The 20,167-nt window shown below is 47.6% G+C and carries 17 protein-coding genes; 5 read left to right on the forward strand and 12 right to left on the reverse strand.

Going from position 1 to position 20,167, the window contains the following annotated elements; all coding sequences use genetic code 11:
* Window positions 1-126 precede the first annotated feature (126 nt).
* From B3A20_RS14470 to B3A20_RS14495, 6 genes are all read right to left on the reverse strand, one after another.
* On the reverse strand, window positions 127-1,017 hold the full coding sequence (locus B3A20_RS14470; RefSeq protein WP_290766274.1) for a hypothetical protein: 891 nt from the start codon (window positions 1,015-1,017) through the stop codon (window positions 127-129).
* Between the two features lie 204 nt (window positions 1,018-1,221).
* Complete coding sequence (locus tag B3A20_RS14475; protein WP_290766277.1) at window positions 1,222-1,992, reverse strand: hypothetical protein; 771 nt, start codon at window positions 1,990-1,992, stop codon at window positions 1,222-1,224.
* Window positions 1,992-2,741, reverse strand: a complete 750-nt coding sequence (locus tag B3A20_RS14480; RefSeq protein WP_290766279.1) for a tetratricopeptide repeat protein — start codon at window positions 2,739-2,741, stop codon at window positions 1,992-1,994. Before B3A20_RS14480 ends, B3A20_RS14475 begins: the two co-directional genes overlap by 1 nt.
* Window positions 2,742-2,931: 190 nt before the next feature.
* Entirely contained in the window at window positions 2,932-4,680 is a 1,749-nt protein-coding gene (locus B3A20_RS14485; protein ID WP_290766281.1) for an ArnT family glycosyltransferase, read from the reverse strand.
* A gap of 12 nt (window positions 4,681-4,692) precedes the next feature.
* Window positions 4,693-6,336 (reverse strand): NAD(P)/FAD-dependent oxidoreductase, encoded by a 1,644-nt coding sequence (locus tag B3A20_RS14490; protein ID WP_290766284.1) that lies wholly within the window; start codon window positions 6,334-6,336, stop codon window positions 4,693-4,695.
* A gap of 26 nt (window positions 6,337-6,362) precedes the next feature.
* A complete protein-coding gene (locus tag B3A20_RS14495) occupies window positions 6,363-6,815 on the reverse strand; it encodes a GtrA family protein (protein ID WP_290766287.1) in 453 nt (150 codons plus the stop codon).
* A 295-nt stretch (window positions 6,816-7,110) separates the two neighbouring features.
* Here B3A20_RS14495 and B3A20_RS14500 point away from each other — a divergent pair, with 295 nt between their 5' ends.
* Both B3A20_RS14500 and B3A20_RS14505 read left to right on the forward strand, forming a co-directional pair.
* Window positions 7,111-8,910 (forward strand): S8 family serine peptidase, encoded by a 1,800-nt coding sequence (locus B3A20_RS14500; protein ID WP_290766290.1) that lies wholly within the window; start codon window positions 7,111-7,113, stop codon window positions 8,908-8,910.
* Window positions 8,911-9,003: 93 nt separating this feature from the next.
* Entirely contained in the window at window positions 9,004-10,071 is a 1,068-nt protein-coding gene (locus tag B3A20_RS14505; protein ID WP_290766293.1) for an acyltransferase family protein, read from the forward strand.
* Here B3A20_RS14505 and B3A20_RS14510 read toward each other — a convergent pair.
* Window positions 10,034-11,389 carry a M18 family aminopeptidase gene (locus B3A20_RS14510; protein ID WP_290766296.1) on the reverse strand — a complete coding sequence of 452 codons (1,356 nt, stop codon included), beginning with the start codon at window positions 11,387-11,389 and terminating at the stop codon, window positions 10,034-10,036. The two genes, B3A20_RS14505 and B3A20_RS14510, sit on opposite strands and share 38 nt — an antisense overlap.
* A gap of 66 nt (window positions 11,390-11,455) precedes the next feature.
* On the opposite strand from B3A20_RS14510, the gene B3A20_RS14515 reads away from it, so the two are divergent.
* The 3 genes from B3A20_RS14515 (at window position 11,456) to B3A20_RS14525 (ending at window position 14,232) form a co-directional block, all read left to right on the forward strand.
* Entirely contained in the window at window positions 11,456-12,466 is a 1,011-nt protein-coding gene (locus tag B3A20_RS14515; protein WP_290766299.1) for an MlaD family protein, read from the forward strand.
* Window positions 12,460-13,242, forward strand: coding sequence for a hypothetical protein (locus tag B3A20_RS14520; RefSeq protein ID WP_290766302.1), 783 nt, complete (start codon window positions 12,460-12,462; stop codon window positions 13,240-13,242). Before B3A20_RS14515 ends, B3A20_RS14520 begins: the two co-directional genes overlap by 7 nt.
* A 186-nt stretch (window positions 13,243-13,428) precedes the next feature.
* The gene (locus tag B3A20_RS14525; protein ID WP_290766305.1) at window positions 13,429-14,232 is read left to right on the forward strand and encodes a hypothetical protein; all 804 of its coding nucleotides are present in this window, start codon (window positions 13,429-13,431) and stop codon (window positions 14,230-14,232) included.
* Between the two features lie 143 nt (window positions 14,233-14,375).
* Here the strand turns inward: B3A20_RS14525 and B3A20_RS14530 are convergent, their stop codons facing one another.
* From B3A20_RS14530 to B3A20_RS14550, 5 genes are all read right to left on the reverse strand, one after another.
* Entirely contained in the window at window positions 14,376-15,182 is an 807-nt protein-coding gene (locus B3A20_RS14530) for a hypothetical protein (protein WP_290766308.1), read from the reverse strand.
* A 75-nt stretch (window positions 15,183-15,257) separates the two neighbouring features.
* Window positions 15,258-16,145 (reverse strand): orotidine-5'-phosphate decarboxylase, encoded by an 888-nt coding sequence (gene pyrF / locus B3A20_RS14535; RefSeq protein ID WP_290766311.1) that lies wholly within the window; start codon window positions 16,143-16,145, stop codon window positions 15,258-15,260.
* Window positions 16,145-17,389 (reverse strand): TrmH family RNA methyltransferase, encoded by a 1,245-nt coding sequence (locus B3A20_RS14540; protein ID WP_085492045.1) that lies wholly within the window; start codon window positions 17,387-17,389, stop codon window positions 16,145-16,147. The genes pyrF and B3A20_RS14540 overlap by 1 nt, the downstream gene beginning before the upstream one ends.
* Window positions 17,386-19,254, reverse strand: coding sequence for a 1-deoxy-D-xylulose-5-phosphate synthase (gene dxs, locus B3A20_RS14545; protein ID WP_290766315.1), 1,869 nt, complete (start codon window positions 19,252-19,254; stop codon window positions 17,386-17,388). The genes B3A20_RS14540 and dxs overlap by 4 nt, the downstream gene beginning before the upstream one ends.
* Complete coding sequence (locus B3A20_RS14550) at window positions 19,255-20,142, reverse strand: polyprenyl synthetase family protein (RefSeq protein WP_290766318.1); 888 nt, start codon at window positions 20,140-20,142, stop codon at window positions 19,255-19,257.
* Window positions 20,143-20,167 lie beyond the last annotated feature (25 nt).

Raw genomic sequence — 20,167 nt, forward strand, 5'->3', positions numbered from 1 at the left:
GTCTTCCCAACAACAGCAAATTTACCGTGCGCGATTAGTCCATAAACTTAGACGCCCCGCCGTCCAGACAAAACAAAAACACCCCGCAATTGCAGGGTGCATTGTACCTATTAAAAATAGCGTTGATTACTTACCGTGGCGGAGCTTGGAACCCACGGCGCGGAAAATATCCTTAATCTGCTTCTCCGTCATCATCGGCGTAGCAGAAGACTTGGCAAGACCCGTTCTATTATGGAAATTGCTAATCAAGTCTACGAATTCAGCGGATGCAGAAATATCCTGATCATAGAGATCAAAATTGAAGAATTCCTGCGTTTCGCCACTTTCATATTCCTGCTGATAATCCTTGAATGCCTTTCGGCAGTCGTTTTCAACAAATGCATAGCGGAAGGCCTGCTTGACATTGCTTGTCACGCCACCATACGACACCGTATATTCAATAGACCCCTGCGTATGGGAGACGTAAGTCATTTCAAGGCCTTCGATGCTAAGCGTCTTGCAGCTCATGTTGATAGAACTCTTCGGCACCTTCGCAATCAAAGCGAGCGTTTCTTGCATTTCTCCAAAGTTTTGGAAAATGCAATCCGTATTGATATATACAACATCGCTGTAATACGGATCTTCAAGGACAACTCCTTCAATCAGCGGGTTGTTAAGCGAAGCGCTCTTATAGTAATTGCCTTCCGGGAACTGCTCGCCGAGAGCAACTCTAAATTCATAAGAGTTCTTGCCGGCACCATCGCCCAAATCCATTTGAGCCGTACCATTGCCGGCATCCGTCAAGGAGCCATTCTGCGTCGTCTTTTTCCAAACAACTTCATTTGCATAATCTGTACAAGTGGCCTTGGTTATTTCCAAGGTGCCATCGGCAGCATAGCTATATTCACCCATTTCAGAAATGATATAGTCCGTCGGGAGAGCTGCAGGAGTAGGAGCTGCCGGGCTACTTTCAGAAGACGAGAGGCAACCCGTCAAAGCAAGGGCGACCGCCGGAAGAGCAATTAAAACCTTTTTCATATATCCTCTTTATTAAATTGTCCTTACTAATGTACAATTTTTTTAAGCATTACACAAGTAAAAGTGAGTACAAAGTGAATATTTATTTACTTGAGTTGTAAATTCGCTAATAAAAGTTGTTTAAAAAAGGAGATGCCCGCGCAAGGCGGGCATGACAGGTTTGCGGCGGACATGACAAGATGACGCAAAGTTGGCTGGCTTAATTTACCAGTCCTTCGCCGGGCGGACTTGGCCGCGGACAGGTTTCCAGGGCTTGCGTTCGCCATTCTGCTCGTCAAAGTCCTTGAGGAGCTGGGCCGCTTCTTCGGGAGTCATTTCACCAGGTTGAAGCGGCTGCTGTTCCGGTTCACCGCCGTTACTGTCACTGGAATTCCCTTCGGACTGTTCCGGCTGCGGTTGCTCTCCGGCACCACCATTGCTATCGGAACTATCGCCTCCCTGGCTACTGCTAGACTGACCGTTTTGACCTTGATTCTGTTGATCCTGGTTCTGGTCATTCTGGGCGCTAGAAGAGCTCTGGTCGCCATTCTGGTTCTGATTTTGCTGATCCTGGTTCTGCTGATCTTTATTCTGGTCTTGGTTTTGCTTGTCCTGATTCTGATCCTGATTTTGATCTTGATTATTTTGGTCTTGATTCTGGTCGTTCTTAGGATCGTTCTTCTTATTTTCGTTTTGCTGCTCGTTTTTCGCTTCGTGAATGCGGTCGAGGAGCATCTGCAATTTCTGATCGTTCGGATAATATTGCAAGCCCTCGTTGCAAGTGATTTCTGCCGTCGGCAAGCGATTTTCAATGTACTGGAACGCAGCGTCGCCATAGTAGGCCGAAGCAGATTTCGGAGCCGCGAATGCGACCACCGCAAAAAGCAATACTAAGCACAAAGCAACAGAGATCCTTCGACTCCGCCTAACGGCTCCGCTCAGGATGACACAATTCTCTCGTCTCTCGTCTTTCGTCTTTCGTCTCAGAATAGCCATTAGATCACCTCCAGGTCGTTGTCGGTGTTGCTGGCGTCAATCTTAGTCTTGGGCTTGCGGCCGGCCTTGATTTCAATGACGTCGTCAATGCGCTGCACGTGGCCGCTCAACTGGCTTGCGGTCTCGTCTTCGGCAATCAGGTTCTCGAGCATCTGCTTGCCTTCGGCGTACTTGCCATCCTTGCAGAGCTGGAGCGCACGAGCCAAGACCTGCTTTGCTTTATCGCTCAGCGGAGGTTGTTTCTGGTCGTTCTGATCCTGGTTCTGGTCCTTGTTTTCTTTTTGCTTGTCGAGTTCTTCCTTGAGCTTGCGCTGGACGATTTCGACATTCTTCTTGGCATTTTCAAAATCGTTGTCGAGGTCTATTGCTTTTTTCAGATAAGCAACCGATTCACGCCAAGCCGCAATGCGGGCACTCGGTTCTTGAGCCTTCTCGCCCACGCGGAAATGCGTATTTGCCAAGTTGTACGCCGCCTTTGCCGCCATATTCTTGTCCGGCATACGCACTGCACTTTCAAGTTCCTTCTTGGCTTCTTCAAAATTGCCGAGCTTGTACTGGCACGTTCCAATGTTGTAGAACAAAAGCGGGTTCGCAGGCTCTGCTTCGCGGGCCTTCATATATTTTTCGAGCGCACCGGCATAATCGCCTGCAGCAAACAGCTTGTTGCCATCGTTGATGGGACGGGCAAACGAAGCCACAGCCATAAGCATCGTCAAAGAACAAATCTTAAATACAGTAGAAACTCGCATATTCACACTTCTTATTCTTTTTCGAACACCAATATATCAAATTTCAACTTCTCAGAGTAATTTTGCGGGGTATGCTACAATATATTTTCCAAAATTACGGATAATCGCATTTTCTGCCCCTTATCTTTAAATCCTATCAGTCGCCTACGGCTACTTACTGAATCACATTCTAGTAGCGTTCTAATAGCTATTACACGGCAAGAATATACAAAAACACCGTACTCAAGGCAAACATAAGAACAAGTCCATAGCCCAACACTTTCCACTTAAGAGAACCCCCTTCAAGAGTGATTCCCCAAGCGACAAAAGGCACAATACTAGAGACTACCGGCGCAATATATCGGAAATCATTACTGCACGAAAAAGGGACCTTGATTCGCAGAAACATCAACGCTGCAAAAAAAGCCACGGTCTGCATTAAAAGAATCCAATGCATTACCTGCAGTTTAGTCTTCCAAAATCCTCGAGCCGCATATACCAGCAGCCCCAAAAGAGCTACGCTCATCAATGTTGCAAGGGTACGCCCCATTTGAGTCCGAACCAATTCAAATTCACCAAACATCGCTGTTTTTAATGAATAGTTCCAAAAATACTCTCGCCCCCATTCTCCATTCCATGCACTCGTATAAGGGTTGTTTATAAAGGATTTCAAATCAAAAAAGATATAGTTAGACGCTTCATTCCCCACCTTCAGCAATCCATTCAATCCACTTGAATTGCCAACCAAATCCGCATTGCCGAGCAATTTCTGCAAAACGACGCCCCCAACCAAAGCAACAAAAAGACTCCATGCCACAATCTCTGATTTTGTCGGGCGAAGCGTTTTCGCATTACACACGAAACCACAAACAGCAAAGAGAAACACCATTCCAAGCGTCACTACGGCCGTCGTTTTAGTCCACATAGCCAATGCTGCTGCAATCACAGAAACTACCAAAAATTTACCGTGTCCACCTTTTAAATAATTTGCGCCTCCCCAAAGGCACAACATATGCAACATACAAAACATTTGATCATTACCAATTCGAGGAGACATCAAAATCATCACAGGCCAAAAAGCCCACAAAAAAGACGCTATTCCAAGACTGCTTTTAGACAAAAAGGTTCTGAAGAACATTATCCCAAAGAAAAGCGTCAAAACAGACAGTAACAAACTGAACGCCTGCAATCCCGTAGTTCCCGTAACGCCCATCCAGTCACCGATCATAAACGAAGGCGCCGCCGATGCATAATAGACAGGCGGGTGGTAACATGTCCAGCAATCATCAACACCCGGAATGGAATGATTTTCAAGAATAAAATTTACGTAAGCAACATGCCCATCAACATCATTAGCGAAAGAAGTATAAGGGATATTCGAAAAAAAAGCAGTCCTTATCAACACGCCAAGCAAAACGATGAACGCAAGCCCCCAACCAAAGCCTAGCCTACGAGCAAATAACAGACACAGTACGGCAAAAGACAATATTGCCAGCACTTTCATAATCGTCGAAAGTAAAGACGACTGAAGAACAAAAACATTCAGACCTCCGGGGCCACCATTATTTTTTAAAAAGAACGTGTAATGAGCCTTGGCACCATCATGGTTTTGCGCAATCAAGCTTTCAGGCAATACAAAGCCCCTTCCAAAATCGCACAAAGAGGAAATACCATTCAAATTCAACGACGATTCACCCACAACAATGTTTTCGACGCAATCATCGGGAATCACTTTCAGGCCATAGGGAGAGCCCCCTATAACATCTAAATCAACTTGAAAGTGTTCTCCATCACCCATTTTCTGGAGAAGCGGGAACGATATTTTTTCTTCAACCCCACCTCTAAAAAGGGTTACATTTTCAACAGTCACTCTGCATGCAAGCCCCACCACAACTGTAGCGATTAAAATCAAAAGACAGTACAGTTCCGGGAGAGCAAAAAATTTCTTAACGAACTTCATAGTTGGGCTCAATCACTTTTTACCTTCGTGATAATCTTCTTCGCTATTGACGTTCCAAAGAGCGGTCTTGTCCGTAGAATTTTCACGGATGCACTTTACCACTTCCATGGCAGCGAGCATACTGTGGTCCATGTTGTTGTACTTGTGCATACCATTACGTCCCATCAAGAACAGATTTTCGATGGGATCAACATACTCGCGAACCTTACCGAATTCGCCGTAAGTACCGAAATAAGCGGGGTATGCTTTCTTGATATGGAACACCACGGAGTCACGGACCGCTTCTGGCCTTGCCACGTCAATCTTGTCGAGTTCAGCAATGGCGAACTTGATGAATTCGTCATCGGGCATGCGCCACATTTCGTCGCCTTCAGTAGCAAAGTATTCGAGACCGATCCAGACCTTTTCCGGATTGGCGACAAGATAAGGGCTCCAGTTATTGAAAATCTGGATACGACCAAGCTTCACGTCGGATTCCTGCACATAAATCCAGTTGTCCGCCACGAACTTGAGCTTGCTTTCGGGAGTACCAGGTTTTGCCGGATTCTTGATAAGGAGCTTGTCTAGCAACAGACCCACGGTAATAAAGTCACGGTAAACAAGGCCTTCGGACACGCGCTTGACTTCGGCCGGGACCGGAGTCTTTTCGTTATCCATGGCAACCACGAGTTCCTTTACCGGCATGGTCGAGAGGAAGTAATCGCAGGCGACCGTTTCCTTCACGACAGAACCATCAGCAGCACGAGATTCCACAACGACACTTTCTACGCGCTTGCCGCTTTCATCGCGGTTCACGCCCACGACCTTTGCGTTCATGCGGATTTCACCGCCCATTTCCTGAACCTTTTCGGCAACCGTTTCCCAAAGCTGGCCGGGACCGAATTTCGGGTAAAGGAACTGACCGATAAGGCTTGTTTCAGTATCCTTCTGGCGGATGTCGGAACCATTAGCAGCAGATTCCTTTTTCTTGCCCGCGAAAATTTGCTTGAGCGCATGGACCACGGTCTTCGTGATCGAAAGGCCCTTGATGCGCTGTCCACCCCAATCGGGGCTGATCTTGCTGCACGGAACACCCCACACCTTCTCGGTGTAGTCGCGGAAGAACGTGCGGTAAAGTTCTACGCCGAAGCGGTTGATCATAAAGTCTTCAAGACTTTTTTCTTTACGGGCAGGGAGCAACTGCACCTTGAGATAGCTCATGCCAATCTTGAACATGCGCCACAGACCAAGGTTACGGATAGTGTCTCCATTCAAGCTCACCGGATAGTTAAACAACTTGCGCAAAAAGAGGATTCGGGAAAGGCGGCTACGGCAGAGCATCACGTAATCCGTTTTCTCCGGATCCGGGCCACCTTCCGTCAGCGGAACCGTACGCCCGATAGCGATATCGTCCTTCGAGGCCGCACCTTGAAGCGGCAAAATCCCCTGCCACCAGTCCATCACAGTGTCGCTCTTGCTAAAGAAACGGTGACCGCCGATATCCATGCGGTTACCATTGTAGCGGGCCGTGCGAGAAATACCACCAATCACATCTTCTGCTTCAAAAATGACGGGCTTAACATCTGTCGTGCGCAAAAGTTCAAGCGCAGCAGTGAGGCCTGCAGGGCCAGCACCAGCGATAACAGCTGTTTTCTTAAAATCTTTTTCAGTAGTCATTTAATCCTTCCTATAGTCTTAAAATTTTATGCAACTTTTTGTTTCCTGAAAAGCATCAGCTTTCGAGCACCAAAATTCCACATCAAAACCAAAATAGCCGCTACCATTTTCGACAGCATTTCATTCCATTCAAGACGTCCCACCATCAAATACATAAGCAACTGGTTGATACCGACACCGGCAAAACCAACAATAGCGAATATGCTAAACTCGGCGGCCTTTTTGTTTTCAAGAACGCGCTTGCATTCCGAGAACACCCAAACAACGCTCAAGACATAATTAAGCACAAGTCCCGCAACAAGCCCCACCAAGTTTGCAAGCAGGTAATGCCACTCTAACTTATAAAGGCAAAGAGCAAAAAGCCCGAAATCAACCACAAAGGCAAGTCCGCCTGTCACCAAATAGCGAACGAATTGTCCAACCAAGGATTTACGAGGGCATTTCTTTCGAATTGACGCCCAAAAAGATTTATTTTGCATACAACAATTATAACAATTATTTGTAAGTTTCTTTGTTTATTCTGAATAAAAAAGTTCCTTTTTCATCATTTTCAACAAACACAAAAATAATTTTACAATAAAAAGACTTTCTTCATTTTTCATCATTATCAGCACACACAAAAAAAAAACGCCCGATCCCAACAACAAATTCACTAACAATATTTACAAACTATTTTTAACTTATTTATTTATGTTTTACAGACAAACAAAATACAAATTCGAAATTTTAATACTAAATTAATACATACAAATCATTTCAAGCAAAGGAGAAGAAATGAAAAACACAGCAATATTGTTAGTTGCAGCATTCGGATTAGGAATGTCTTATGCAGCTGAAGATAATTATAAAGCATCAAATTCAAGTATATCAAAAGAAATTCAAGATTTCTTAAACGAAGAAGAATCTTACGAGCCCCAAGTCACGCCATCAAAGACCTACACAGTTGATATTCTCGGTCGTAAGAAAAGTTCTAACAAAATAACACTTTTAGGAAAAGCCAAAACATCAAAGAAACGTAAGATTCACGTCGACATTACAAATTTAGATATTCCCGATTACAAAGTCAAAACAACATCAAGTAAGATAGAAATAGACGAAGAAACAGGAAAAGCCCGTCTATGGCTAAATGACAAAGAAGTATCTCAAGAAGAGTTCGAAAAAGCAAACGAAAAAGCCATGCGCGAGAGACCCACCTTCGTCGCCGGCTACACAGACTCCTTAAGCGCAGAAGAGATCAAAAACTTACTAAAAAAGAACCAACGTATTTACATAAAAAAGCATGTTGAGCCAATCAACCAAATGGCATACACGTCCATTCTAAATAAATCACAAATTTCGACGCATGCGTTTACCAATACTGCAAAAGGCAACGGAGTCGGCATACATTTCGCAGAATCGGGCTGTCCGCATCCTTATTTTCGCACATCAAAATACGTTCCGATAAACGACTGTGAACACGGCGTGCAAATGCACCCCACTGGCGTATTCCAAATTTTGTCAAACACGGCCCCTGAAGCAACCATATATGGGCAAGACGAAGGCGCCATGAATGGGGATCAACAGCCTTGGCCTAACCCTGGGCAGCACCCCACCGGTTCAAACAATCCCGACATATTCATTTCTTCGCACTCATGGGCATCTCCAGACAGCCCCGCAGGCGAATACGTCGATGTCGACGCCAAGATGGATAACTATGTATACAACACCCGAATAGTAGCCGTTGTCGCTGCAGGCAATTCCGACCAACCAGGCGACAATTTCTATGTCAGATCCCCAGGAAAAGCCCTCAACGCTATCACAGTCGGAGCAGTCGATCCCACTAACGACAATTACGTATATTATTCCAATTGGAAAAATTCTGAAATTGGCAACGAAAAACCGGAAGTCGCCAACTACACAGACTTCGAATTCAACAACAGCTATACATTCCAATATCCATGCGACGACGAGACATGTACATACGATGGCTTCTTCAACGGAACTAGCGCCGCAACGCCCTATACAGCAGCAACGATTGCAGACTTGATGTCGCATCATCCGTATTTGAAAGGACATCCAGAATTGGTCAAAGCAATTTTGGTTTCTGGCGGAAAACGCCCTATCCCTAACGCGGCTTCATTTGATCCACAAAACTCCACCGTTGCAGCAAAGGATATTCCAGTATATTCAAGTTTAGCATGGAATCGAACTTTCCGTACATGGGAAGGCGAAAACAACGAAGTTTTCAACTCAAGTCAAAAAATCACATTCACCGAAGCTGGAATCAAAGATGCCCATTACCGTATAGGCATAGCATGGCTGACTTCCGGAACCTACATCATCAAAAACAAAGGACTAAATAACTCTAATGAAAAATTGCCTCAAGATATAGATTTGAAAGTTTTTCAGAACGGGAAAGTAATTGCCCAATCACAAAGCTACAATAACGCATTTGAAGTCGTTGATTTCACGCCCAAAACAAATGGAGATTTAACCATCGAAATTCATCGTTGGCGTAACACGCAAAATCAATCTAGCACATATATGCCTCCCGAAAAAGTCATTCTTGGCTATTCATTGTGGGTTGACAGGTAAATACAAGACTTCTCTTTTTTCCGCCATGGCTTAAATGCCTTGGCATTTTTTATATTTCACCACCAACACTCCTTTCAACACAAAAATACGAAAATGAAAAGAATTGAATTCATCGATGTCGCCAAGTTCCTTGCCATGATTTTAGTCGTGTTCACGCATGGAATCAAGGAATGCAACTTTGTCGCTCTTGTTTTTTCTTTCCATCTGCCCGTATTCTTTGTCTTAAACGGCATGACCCTAAAGGTCGAAAACCAGACCTTCGGCGATTTCCTTGTAAAGAAGCTCAAGCGTTATATCATTCCCATGTTCGGGCTCGGTTTTCTCTGCGTTCTTTTCGAACTGCTTATCAAGTGGTTGTTAAACCTCCCAATTCCCGAGCACTTTATAATAAAGAGCATCGCAAACCTCATCAATCAAATCAGGACTTTCGCCATCTGGTTTTTGCCGGCATTGTTCTTTACCGACATCATTCTCTTTGGATTCCATCGGCTTTCCAAGGGCAGGCTTTCTATAATGGGAATCCTTTCGCTCTTGGTGCTTGGCATTGGAATCATTTTCAACCTGAATCATAACGTTCCACTTGTCTGGAATTTTGATGCCGCTTTATTCGGAACAATTTTCACTTATACAGGATTCGCATTCCGCCACAAGAAACTTTCGGGATTATACAACTTTCTCACTAAGAAGCGCCTGTGGGCATTCCTTATCGGAACAGCCCTGATGACAGCTACTTATTTTATCAGCCAATACGTTTATACGAACACCCATTTTCATCTGGAAATGTTCTTCCGCATTTACAAGCCATACTATATAATGATACCCAACGCGATCATCGGCTCTATCGGGTTCATCCTCATCTGTCGCGGAATCACCAACCCGATTCTAGCAAAACCGGTCGAAATGAATCTCGCTCTGCTGCCGTTTCACCAAGTTTTAGCATTCCCAATTTTTAGATCTATACTTTTTCCCGAATGGTGGGCAAAAGTCCATATGTTACCAGCAAGCGATTTTCAATATATTCTCTTCGCTACCACGATGACTTTATTCTCTATCGCACTAATTGCGGTCATTCACTTTGCAATAAAGTATTCCCCGTTCAGCATCATTGTCAACCAGCCGTTGGCTAGTTTTTATCACAGAAAAAAACGCTTACAAGCTTAATCATATCCGCGTGGTCGCTTGCTGCCATCATCTCGCGGATGCTGTGCATGCTAAGCATGGGCTCGCCAATATCGACTGTCGGGATTCCGAGATTTGCAGAAACCGTAGGGCCGACCGTCGAGCCGCAAGGCATGTCGTTTCGCATAATGAAAACTTGAAGTGGGATTCCCGCTTTTTCACAAAGCAAACGGAATTGCGCAGAACTCATCAAGTCGCTTGCGTAACGCTTTTGCGCATTTGTCTTGAGCACAATGCCCTTGCCCAACAGCGGCGCATGATTCGGCTCGTGCTTTTCCGTGTGGTTCGGATGCTCGGCGTGGGCCATGTCGATAGAGAGCGCGAGGGACTCTGCAAGGTACGAAGTAAGAGGTCGGGCATGTCCCTTTGATGTAAAGGTTTCATGGATCCTATCGGGGCTTTGCCCCTCCAGGATGACATCCCTAGCATTGTCATTCTGAAGCGAAGCGATAGAATCCAATACACTTTTCAAGAAGTTGCCGGCAGCACCTTCGCGGGTATTGGAACCGACTTCTTCGTTGTTGAAGAAACACGCCACAAGGCAATCATTCTCAGCGGATGTCGCAGACACCATCGCTTCGGCAATGGCATGGCAGCTGCTCAAATTATCAAGCCTTCCAGAATAAATCCATTCGTCGTTAAAGCCGCCACGATTTGCAGGCTGAGCATCAAACAACTGCACATCAAAATCAATCAAACGAGCCCCCGCCGGGAGCTCCTTTTCAAGCGCCTTCACAAACAAGTTCTTGCGGTTTTCAGAAACATTACTTTCCGAGGCTCCCGCCCACAGCGCATTAAAATCTATCTGCGGATTCACCTTAAGGCCGTCTTGATTCACACCACGGTTCAGGTGGACTGCCAACTGCGGAATCCTGAAAAGTTTTTCACCACGAAACAGTTTTGTTTTGAGCGTCATGGACTTGTCCGCCGAATCTACGTACGCAAGCATCCCTGCATAGCCAAGGTCGCGGTCGAGCCAACTCGTAAAAAGCGGAGAGCCGTAGACCTCCGTATGGAGCGTACACACTCCCGCATTCATGCCATCCGGATTCGGGGAAATCTTGAGCGTCGGGAAGTCCGTATGCGCAAGCGCAATCCTGAACTTTGACGTATCACACCACTTTTTCGGCGTACGGAACGCAATCACCGAAGCCCCTCGGCACACGAAATAAGCTTTTGCAGGTTCGAGATTTGCACCAAGTTCAATTTCAGCAAAAGAATTGGCCTTAAAAAACGACTTCAAAGCGTCTACGGTATGGTACGGCGTTACGGCAGTATTCAAAAAATCAAAAAATTCCATATTTCCTCGAAAAAAATCAATTAAATTCAATTTGACAATATAATCTATTTATATTTCACGAAAGCAATGGCATTTCAAAAGATAAAACAGATTAACTGGATGGAAATGTCCGGCCTTTTGGTCGGCGTCATTAGCACTGTTGCCGTCATGATTTTTTCGTTGGTGCTTTACCATTACCTTTACGACAAAACCTACGGTATCACCAAGGAAAAATACAAGCTTTACAGTACATTCGAAAAGGCGCTAGGCCTTAAAAAGGGAACGAGCGTACAAATCAACGGTGTCGATGTCGGACAAGTAACCAACGTATCGATTGAACAAGATAATACAGGAGCCATGTCCGATAGCGTGCTCATGGAATTCACCATCGAAAAGAAATACCAGAATCTCATCACAGACAGCGCTAAAGCTTTTGCCATCCGCGACCAGAACCTGATTTCGTCCCGAGTCATCAATATCGATATTAAAAAGAAAAAGGGCCGCGTTCTCGAAGACAACGACACCTTAGCGGCAGGCAAGGCTCAAGATATCGAAACCGTCATTGAAACAGCAAACCAACTTTTGGGCCGTGTGAACCGCCTTGTGGACGCCGCCGACGAACTCGTGACAATGGCTCTCGATACAGGAACGACCATGGGTGCATTGTTCGGTTCCCGTGCCCTTTACGACAACTTAAACCGCCAGCTTTACCGACTTGACGAAATCACATTCCTTGGCAAGAACGTGCTGAAGAAGACATCCTTCTTGCTTGATACGATGAAGACGGACGTTCCGACACTTATTAGTCGCGCGAACGAAGTCACAAACAACGTAGGAAACTTGCTTGATGACTTCAAGCCGCTGCCGGGCCAAGTCACCTCGCTTTTGAACTCCATGGATTCCACCGTCGGACGCGTAGACAATCTTGTCACCAATTTCGGTACAGTCACGACCGGCCTGCAAGACTTCATGAACACGACAGAAAACACATTGCAGAGTGCTGACGACTTGATTAACGGCATGTCCAAGATGTGGCTTTTCAGAAGCAATATTCCAAAGCATGATTCCGTTCCCTTTGTCGTGGAGACTCTATGGTAATGCGCAACGCTATTAAACTTGCGCTTTGCATCGCCTTGAGCGGATTTGCAGCATCATTCGCCTCGGAATCGGGGCAGCTTGCCGCACGCGCCCAAAAGTCTTTTCACGCAGGAAAATTCGCCAAAGGCTATTCGCAGCTGGAACGCGCCTTGGTCGCAAGCCGCAAAGAAGGGAACCGCCACGCCGAAAGCCGTATCATGATTGCCATGGGGCAAATCCGCACCATGAGTCTTGACTTTGAATTGGCGGATTCGCTACTGAGCCATGTCAAAAGCAACTGGCTGGACGTCTCTACGCGCATCATGCTCGTCAAGGCAAAAGCAGGCCTGAAGAACGCCAAAGAAAACTTTAGCGAAGCCGTTTCACTTTGCGAAAGCGTCAACGAAAACGAACTCGATAAACTCGACGACCAACTGCAGGGCTCATTTTATTCGGAATGCGCCATCGCATACGCAGGCGCCCGCAATGACGAAAAGGCCAAACAGGCCCTCAAGATGGTCGCCAAGCGCACTGACGACGATACGGGAATTTATTACTGGACGGATGCCCGCCTAACAGACCTACAAAAGTCAGGCGATGCCGATGCTCTTTACCGCAAGGCAGAAGCCAAGTCGGTCGAAGCGAACACGCCCTACACCACCGCAAACATCCTTTACCACCGCGCAAAGAACCTCAGCAAAGCAGATCCAGCCGAATCCAAGGAACTGTTCAACCGCTGCAAAACAGCATTCGAGCTGATGGGACTCCCCAAGAACGCGGAACGCTGCGGGAAGTAATTCTCGCCATCCCCAAAACTGGTAATTCACGAACTCGTCATCCAGAAACCCGTAAGGGTTGATGGATTTAGAGGCATTTTCATTAAGCAATGCTTCTTTTGTAAGAAAGAAATATTAAGATTTTTATCCTTTTTACAAAAAAATTATCTATGTGTATTACACAAATTAAACGAAAGGAAAAAAAACATGCCTATATGCGCCTATTGCGATCAAAACAAGAAACTTACTCGAGAACATGTTATAGCCCACAAATTTTTATCAAAATACTATCCTGATGGAAAAGGGAAAAACAAACAAGTCGGATATCAAAACAAAACAGAAACAATTTCATCAAATTTTCAAATAGTTAGAGATGTCTGTTCAGATTGCAACGGTATTCATTTATCACAGGTTGATGAATACTTTTTATCCTTTTACAAAGAAAATTTTGATTTCAAAATAAAAAAGCCCGGACAAACATACACACTATCTTACGACTATAACAAGTTATCAAGATGGCTACTAAAAACATTATATAATTCAGAAAGAGCAAATAAATACGATTCCACACCAGCTTACCTATACAATTTAAGAAAATACATGTTGGGAGAGCCAAATAACAGTGATATGGTATTCGAATTATACTATGAATGTTTAAGCGACCATGAAAAAATTCCCACATCAATAATCTATCGCAATTCGTTAAAAAATGGATTACTAAAAATGGGAAACGCAGTTTTTGCATCAAGTACTGGATATCCTAATATCAGATCAAAATATTTTATATCGGGCAACAACGCATTCTTCTTATTTTTCACCAACAAAAAAGAAATAAAAGATATAGAAGCGTTCGTTTCAGATTTAGATTATTTTCATTGCTTGAAGCTATATAGAATTGATCCTGACAAAAGTGAAATTACATATAAAGTTTCAGAAAAAACAGCCGTAGATATTGAAAGAAGTTCACTTCAAGGTCCAAAGTCTGTATATCTAGATGGTTATAATTTTTAAAATGGCCTTAGCGCATTTTCAACCGCAGCATTAGAATCCGCAGCGTTTCTAACGCTGCGTTTTTCACATCAAGACTTAACTGGGCCCTTCGCCTTGCTCAGGGCGACGAAGTAGGAAGCGTCAGAATGACGAAGAAGCGTGCGTCAGTGTGACGCGGTTGCCGTTGTATCTACGGCAGGTTCTTCGACTTTTTTCATGGCAAGGAGGCGGTTGTAAGCAACAACCGGCGGGATGCGGCCTTCGGCCATGCCATCGACAAGATACTTGACTTTCTGGTAGTTTTCGTCCTTGTCGTAGTCGGCAATCAAGCCCTTGTAACCGAGGAGCTTGAGAATTTTCACATAAAAGCTTGCACGGAACTTCTTGAAACGCGGTTGCATCACGTCGTTCAAGATAGTTTCAAGCGCAGTCTCGGTCTGCATGGAGTCGAGTTCAAAGCTGCGGTAAATCGTGCGGATGTGATCGGGAATCGTTGTATCCGGGCTATCGAAATATTTGCGCATCACGTTGGCGGCTTCGGTCCTGTTGGGGTACGGGCCACGAGCGAGGCGGAGTGCAAAGTAAAGCGAAAGGCGCCAGTTTTCAGGATAGACGCGAGTCGCACGGCGCAATACAGAAAAATCGGAAGTATCGGGAGCATCGACGGGAGTCACGCCACCGACAAAGTAATACGGCGTGTAGAATAGCGAATCCAGGCTCGTCGAAAGTTCAGCGACATGGCCGAGATACGCATATTCCCTGCCGGTGAGGTAGCTTTCGCCAAGTTCGGTGAGGCCCTTGATCCAGAAGAGCCCTGCTACCGACGCGTCGTGCCCTGCAGCTACATAGCGAACAGACGAAGCCTTCGGCAAGAAGGATTCGTCAAAGTTCGTGCCAGGAAGCGGCTTTGCGTAATGGAACGCAAGCGCGATGATGGCAATAGCGGTTATAATAGCAGCAAGGAAACGCATTGTTAGTTGGCAGTTGGCAGAACTTAGAACTTAGAAAACTAAGTTCTAAGAGCGAAGCGAGCTAAGTTCTAAGTTCTAAATTAAACAAGCCTCCGCTAAGCGTTCGAGTGCATCGACGCAATCGTTCGCGTAGTTTGCCGGCGTATCGTTACGCTGCCAGGCGAAGTTCAGGCCACTGCTCGAGTTGAGCACGTGGAACTTGCGCTTGCCGCCACCGTTTGCAATAGCGTTGAGCACGGTCTTTGCATCGCCGCCCTGACCGCCCGGCACGCCCGGAATGGACACGCCCGGAATGAGGAACGGAATTTCGTGCTTGTGAGCAACAGTATAGGCCGTAATCTTCTCAAGTTCTTCCGGATGGGTTGCACCAACAACGGCACCAAGGTAGCCCTTGTCAGCATCCCATTCCATAATCTTGTCTGCTACGGAATAGAACGCTTCGGCAACGTCGCGCGGATCGTCACTGCGAGTAACAGGCAAATCCTGGAAGTCGTGAGCGCCCTTGTTGCTTGTGCGGAGGAGCACATAGGCACCGTTTTCGCTATCTTCGCGAATGAACGGACCGACGGAATCGGCACCCATCCACGGAGAGACGGTCACGGCGTCTGCACGGTAAACATCGTAAGCAGCATTGGCGTAGGCGGCACTGGACTTGCCAATGTCACCGCGCTTTGCATCCAAGATAACCGGGATGCCAGCACTTCTGTAATCGGCAATGAGCTGCTGCAAAACGAGCATCGACTGCACGCTCACGCATTCGTAATAAGCGCTGTTCGGCTTTACGACAGCCGGTTGCACGTTACGCTTGAGGCAGCATTCCAAAATGTCGGAATAGAAGCGCTTGATGCGGTCTTCGGGAGTGCCTTCGAGCGGAATGAGCTTGAGCACAGGGTCCATGCCCATGCACACCGGGTTACCGCACTTTGCAATACGCTGTTCAAGGCGATCGTAAAAGCACGTCATTACTTCAATTCCTCCTGAATCTGGGCGGCTTCGTAAGAGAGAATGCCGTGTGCGACAGCCACATTCAGAGATTCAAGTTCACTGCTCATCGGGATCTTCACCGTTTCGTCGGCAAGTTCGATGAAATACGGGTTCGTGCCGGCACCTTCGTTACCCACGAGGAATGCCATCTTGCGGAGCTTGTGAGCCGGGATTTCGCGGAGGGACTGCTTAGCATGCAAATCCGTAGCGATGATGGTATAGCCCTTGCTGCGAAGGAAGTTGATCTGGTCCACGAGATCCACATCGAATTCAAACGGAACGCGGAGGAACGTACCCGAGGAACCACGAACGACCTTCGGGTTGAACGGGCTCACGGTACCACGACCGAGAATCATGCCCGAAGAATTGAAACCGAGGCTCGTGCGGAAGAGCGTGCCGAGGTTACCCGGATCCTGCACGGCATCCACAAGTGTAAGCACGCTGCGGCTTGTTTCGTAGACCGGCTTCTTGCTTGCGATGTTGCAGTAAGCGATGATGCCCTGCGTCGTCATCGTCGAAGAGAGGCGCTTCATCTGGTCTTCGGTAAGAGTGTGGAGCGTAATTTCGGCTTCGTTAATAGCTTCGATGAGTTCTTCGTTTTCAAAACCTTCAACAACGTAAACAGAAATCACGAGTTCGCGGTGGTGCTTCACGAGTTCTTCGACAACGTGAACGCCTTCGCCAAGGAACTTGCCTTCGCGTTCGCGACCCTTTTCGGTCGTGCAAGCGATGAGGCGCTTGAACCACGGCGGTGTAGAGCCTGCATCTTCAACGGCTTCAATCTGGGCGGCGCGTGCTTCGAGTGCGGCTTCGTCCAAGTTCTCGTCAACGGCTTCCTTCTGTTCGGGGCGCTGGCGGTAAACCGGGGCGTTCATAGCGCCGCGCGGTCCGCGGTTAAACGGCTTGTCGCCAAAGCGGCGCGGACGACGGTCACGGTCAAAGCGGCCACCACCACGGCGTTCTTCACGGTTGAACGGACGGCCTTCGCGGTTTTCATCGCGGTTGTCGCGATCAAAACGGCGTTCACCACGATCAAAGCGGCGGTCACCGCGGTCGCGGTCAAAACGACGGTCGCCACGATCCCCACGGAACGAGGGCTTGTCGCCAAAGGAACCGCGGTCATCATCACGACGAGGGCGGCGTTCAGGAGCTTCGCTGACTCCAAATTTACGGTCAAGCGTGATTCTTACGGTACGCTTCGGTTTGTTTTCTTCTTCACTCATAGTTTTTCCATCAACTGTTTGGCGACGGATTCCCCGTCAATTTCTAAGATCTTGTAGAGAGCCTTGATTTCTCCCTGTTCAACGAACCTGTCCGGAAGACCAAACCGGTACAGTTTCTTGTCCGTATAGCCGAGATCGGACAAAAGTTCCGCAATGGCTGAACCATAGCCACCCACCTTCGTATTGTCTTCGAGCGTCACAATGACATTGTGGCTGTCAAACAGCGAACGGTAGCATTCCTGGTCGAGCGGCTTAATAAAACGGGCATCCACAAGCGTCGGGTTGTATCCGTTTTCACAAAGCACGGCGGCTGTTTTCTTGAGTTCATTTGTCATGAATCCGGCGCCCAGAAGGAGTATGCCGGAGCCCTTCTCAAGAATCTTGGGGCTTTTATAGTCGAACGGTCCTTCCGAGGGGACGAGTTCTGCAGCAAGTGCAGTGCCTCTCGGGTAGCGGATAGCCACGACACCTTCCATATCGATTGCGGCAGTCAACATGTCGCGTAGTTCATTTTCGTTGGAGGGTGCCAAAATGGTCATTCCGGGAACAGTCCGCAAGAACGACAAGTCAAAGGCGCCATGATGCGTCGGACCGTCTGCACCGACAAGGCCGGCACGGTCAAGCACAAGCACCACATGCAAGTTCTGGAGTGCAATGTCGTGGATAATCTGGTCGTAAGCGCGCTGCATGAACGACGAGTAAATCGCGACCACAGGCACAACGCCATCGCATGCCATGCCCGCCGCAAACGTCACGGCATGCTCTTCGGCAATGCCCACGTCAATCACGCGGTCCGGGAGTTCCTTTGCGACGATATCCATGCCGCAGCCCGTAGGCATTGCAGCCGTGATACCCATGATGCGCTTATCCTTGCGGGCAAGCTGCAAAAGCGTATTGCCAAACACGCTCGTGAGAGACGGGTTCGGATTACCCGGAGCAAGCGGGAGTCCGCTTTCAGGGTCAAACGCACCGCAACCGTGATACTTAGTCGGATTTTTTTCGGCAGCGTCAAAACCGCGGCCCTTCTCGGTCAGCACATGAACAAGGCACGGGCCCTGCTGCTGCTTGACGCGTTCAAGAATCATCACGAGTTCATCAATGTCGTGACCATCAATCGGACCAAAGTAGCGGATGCCGAGGTCTTCAAAGAAGCGACCAGGCTTCACGGCGTTCTTCGCCGCATTCTCGACCTGCAAGAAGAGGTCACGGAAACGAGAACCCAGAATGCCCGGCAAACGGTTCATCAGGCGATCCAGGTCGGTACGCATCTTGTTGTAAACCGGGTCCGAAATCACGCGGTTCAGGTACTTGCTAAAACCGCCGATGTTCGGTGCGATACTCATCTTGTTATCGTTCAAGATGATGGTCATGTTCTGCTTGGAGGCGCCAACGTTATTGATAGCCTCGTAAGCCATACCGCCCGTCATGGAGCCATCTCCAATGACAGCGACCACGTTGTTGTTGCGGTTGAAATGGTCACGCGCAACGGCAAAACCAAGAGCCGCAGAAATAGACGTCGTGGCGTGGCCCGCCCCGAAGCAGTCGTAAACGCTTTCGTTCCTCTTGAGGAAGCCGGAAATGCCTCCCTGCTGGCGCAAGGTATCGAACCGGTCATAGCGGCCGGTCAATAACTTATGCACGTACGCCTGGTGCCCCACGTCCCAAACGATCTTATCGTCGGGTGCGTTGAACACGTAGTGCAGCGCAAGAGTCAGTTCAACAACGCCAAGGCTCGACGCCAAATGACCACCGTGCTTAGCCACTTGACCAATGATGGTCTCGCGGATCTGCGCGGCGAGATGGTTCAGTTCCTCGACGGAACAGTGCTTCAAGTCCTGAGGCGACTTAACGTCTTTCAGTTCCATTTATTTCACTCGCGTGATGATGTATGCCGCTATAGAACGGAGGATGGAGGTATCGCATGTAAGGCCATCCAAAGCCTTGATGGATTCCTCGTAGAGTTCCCTAGCGCGTTCCCTAGACTTTTCCAGTCCAACGATGGACGGGTAAGTTGCCTTGCCCTTTTCGATGTCAGACCCGGCGTCCTTGCCAAGTTCTTCGGTCGTAGAGACAATGTCCAGAATGTCATCCACAATCTGGAAGGCAAGCCCGATGGAGCGGCCATAGTTGCGGATGATTTCCATATCCTTTTCGCTTGCATCGGCAAGCATTGCACCCACGAGGAGAGCAGCTTCGATGAGGGCTGCCGTCTTGTGGTAGTGAATGTAATCAACAATTTCGAGGTCGACAGTCTTGCCTTCGCATTCGATGTCGGTCATTTCGCCACCGATCATGCCGTACGTGCCGAGCAAGTGTGCAAGGACTTCGATAGCCTTTGCGTTACCGGTCTTGCCCATCATCTCGAAGGCGTGGATGCAGAGGGCGTCGCCTGCCATCACGGCAGTAGCTTCGCCAAACTTCTTGTGGCTTGTGAGCTTTCCACGGCGGTAGTCGTCGTTATCGACGCACGGAAGGTCATCGTGGATAAGGCTGAACGTGTGGAGCATTTCGAGAGCGCTCGTTGCAAGCCAAATCTTGTCTCCCTTGCCGCCAAACATGTCAAACGCGGCCTTGGCAAGTCCCGGGCGGAGTCGCTTGCCGCCTGCGAACATGGAATAGCGCATAGCCTCGTGCAAACGGCACGGACGGTCCTTTACTGGGGGGAGATGTTCATCAAACTTCGCCTCGGCATCTTTGGCGATGCGGGCGAGATATTCCTGAGCAATTTTTGCTTCTGATTCAATAGACTGCATGTGCACAAAGATACTTAATTCGAGG

It is taken from the genome of Fibrobacter sp. UBA4297 (assembly GCF_002394865.1).
In the GTDB taxonomy this organism is placed as follows: Bacteria; Fibrobacterota; Fibrobacteria; order Fibrobacterales; family Fibrobacteraceae; genus Fibrobacter.

Coding starts and splice junctions, on each gene's coding strand:
- B3A20_RS14470 (WP_290766274.1), bottom strand. CDS start 1,017: ATGAAAAAGGTTTTAATTGCTCTTCCGGCGGTCGCCCTTGCTTTGACG.
- B3A20_RS14475 (WP_290766277.1), bottom strand. CDS start 1,992: ATGGCTATTCTGAGACGAAAGACGAAAGACGAGAGACGAGAGAATTGT.
- B3A20_RS14480 (WP_290766279.1), bottom strand. CDS start 2,741: ATGCGAGTTTCTACTGTATTTAAGATTTGTTCTTTGACGATGCTTATG.
- B3A20_RS14485 (WP_290766281.1), bottom strand. CDS start 4,680: ATGAAGTTCGTTAAGAAATTTTTTGCTCTCCCGGAACTGTACTGTCTT.
- B3A20_RS14490 (WP_290766284.1), bottom strand. CDS start 6,336: ATGACTACTGAAAAAGATTTTAAGAAAACAGCTGTTATCGCTGGTGCT.
- B3A20_RS14495 (WP_290766287.1), bottom strand. CDS start 6,815: ATGCAAAATAAATCTTTTTGGGCGTCAATTCGAAAGAAATGCCCTCGT.
- B3A20_RS14500 (WP_290766290.1), top strand. CDS start 7,111: ATGAAAAACACAGCAATATTGTTAGTTGCAGCATTCGGATTAGGAATG.
- B3A20_RS14505 (WP_290766293.1), top strand. CDS start 9,004: ATGAAAAGAATTGAATTCATCGATGTCGCCAAGTTCCTTGCCATGATT.
- B3A20_RS14510 (WP_290766296.1), bottom strand. CDS start 11,389: ATGGAATTTTTTGATTTTTTGAATACTGCCGTAACGCCGTACCATACC.
- B3A20_RS14515 (WP_290766299.1), top strand. CDS start 11,456: ATGGCATTTCAAAAGATAAAACAGATTAACTGGATGGAAATGTCCGGC.
- B3A20_RS14520 (WP_290766302.1), top strand. CDS start 12,460: ATGGTAATGCGCAACGCTATTAAACTTGCGCTTTGCATCGCCTTGAGC.
- B3A20_RS14525 (WP_290766305.1), top strand. CDS start 13,429: ATGCCTATATGCGCCTATTGCGATCAAAACAAGAAACTTACTCGAGAA.
- B3A20_RS14530 (WP_290766308.1), bottom strand. CDS start 15,182: ATGCGTTTCCTTGCTGCTATTATAACCGCTATTGCCATCATCGCGCTT.
- pyrF (WP_290766311.1), bottom strand. CDS start 16,145: ATGACGTGCTTTTACGATCGCCTTGAACAGCGTATTGCAAAGTGCGGT.
- B3A20_RS14540 (WP_085492045.1), bottom strand. CDS start 17,389: ATGAGTGAAGAAGAAAACAAACCGAAGCGTACCGTAAGAATCACGCTT.
- dxs (WP_290766315.1), bottom strand. CDS start 19,254: ATGGAACTGAAAGACGTTAAGTCGCCTCAGGACTTGAAGCACTGTTCC.
- B3A20_RS14550 (WP_290766318.1), bottom strand. CDS start 20,142: ATGCAGTCTATTGAATCAGAAGCAAAAATTGCTCAGGAATATCTCGCC.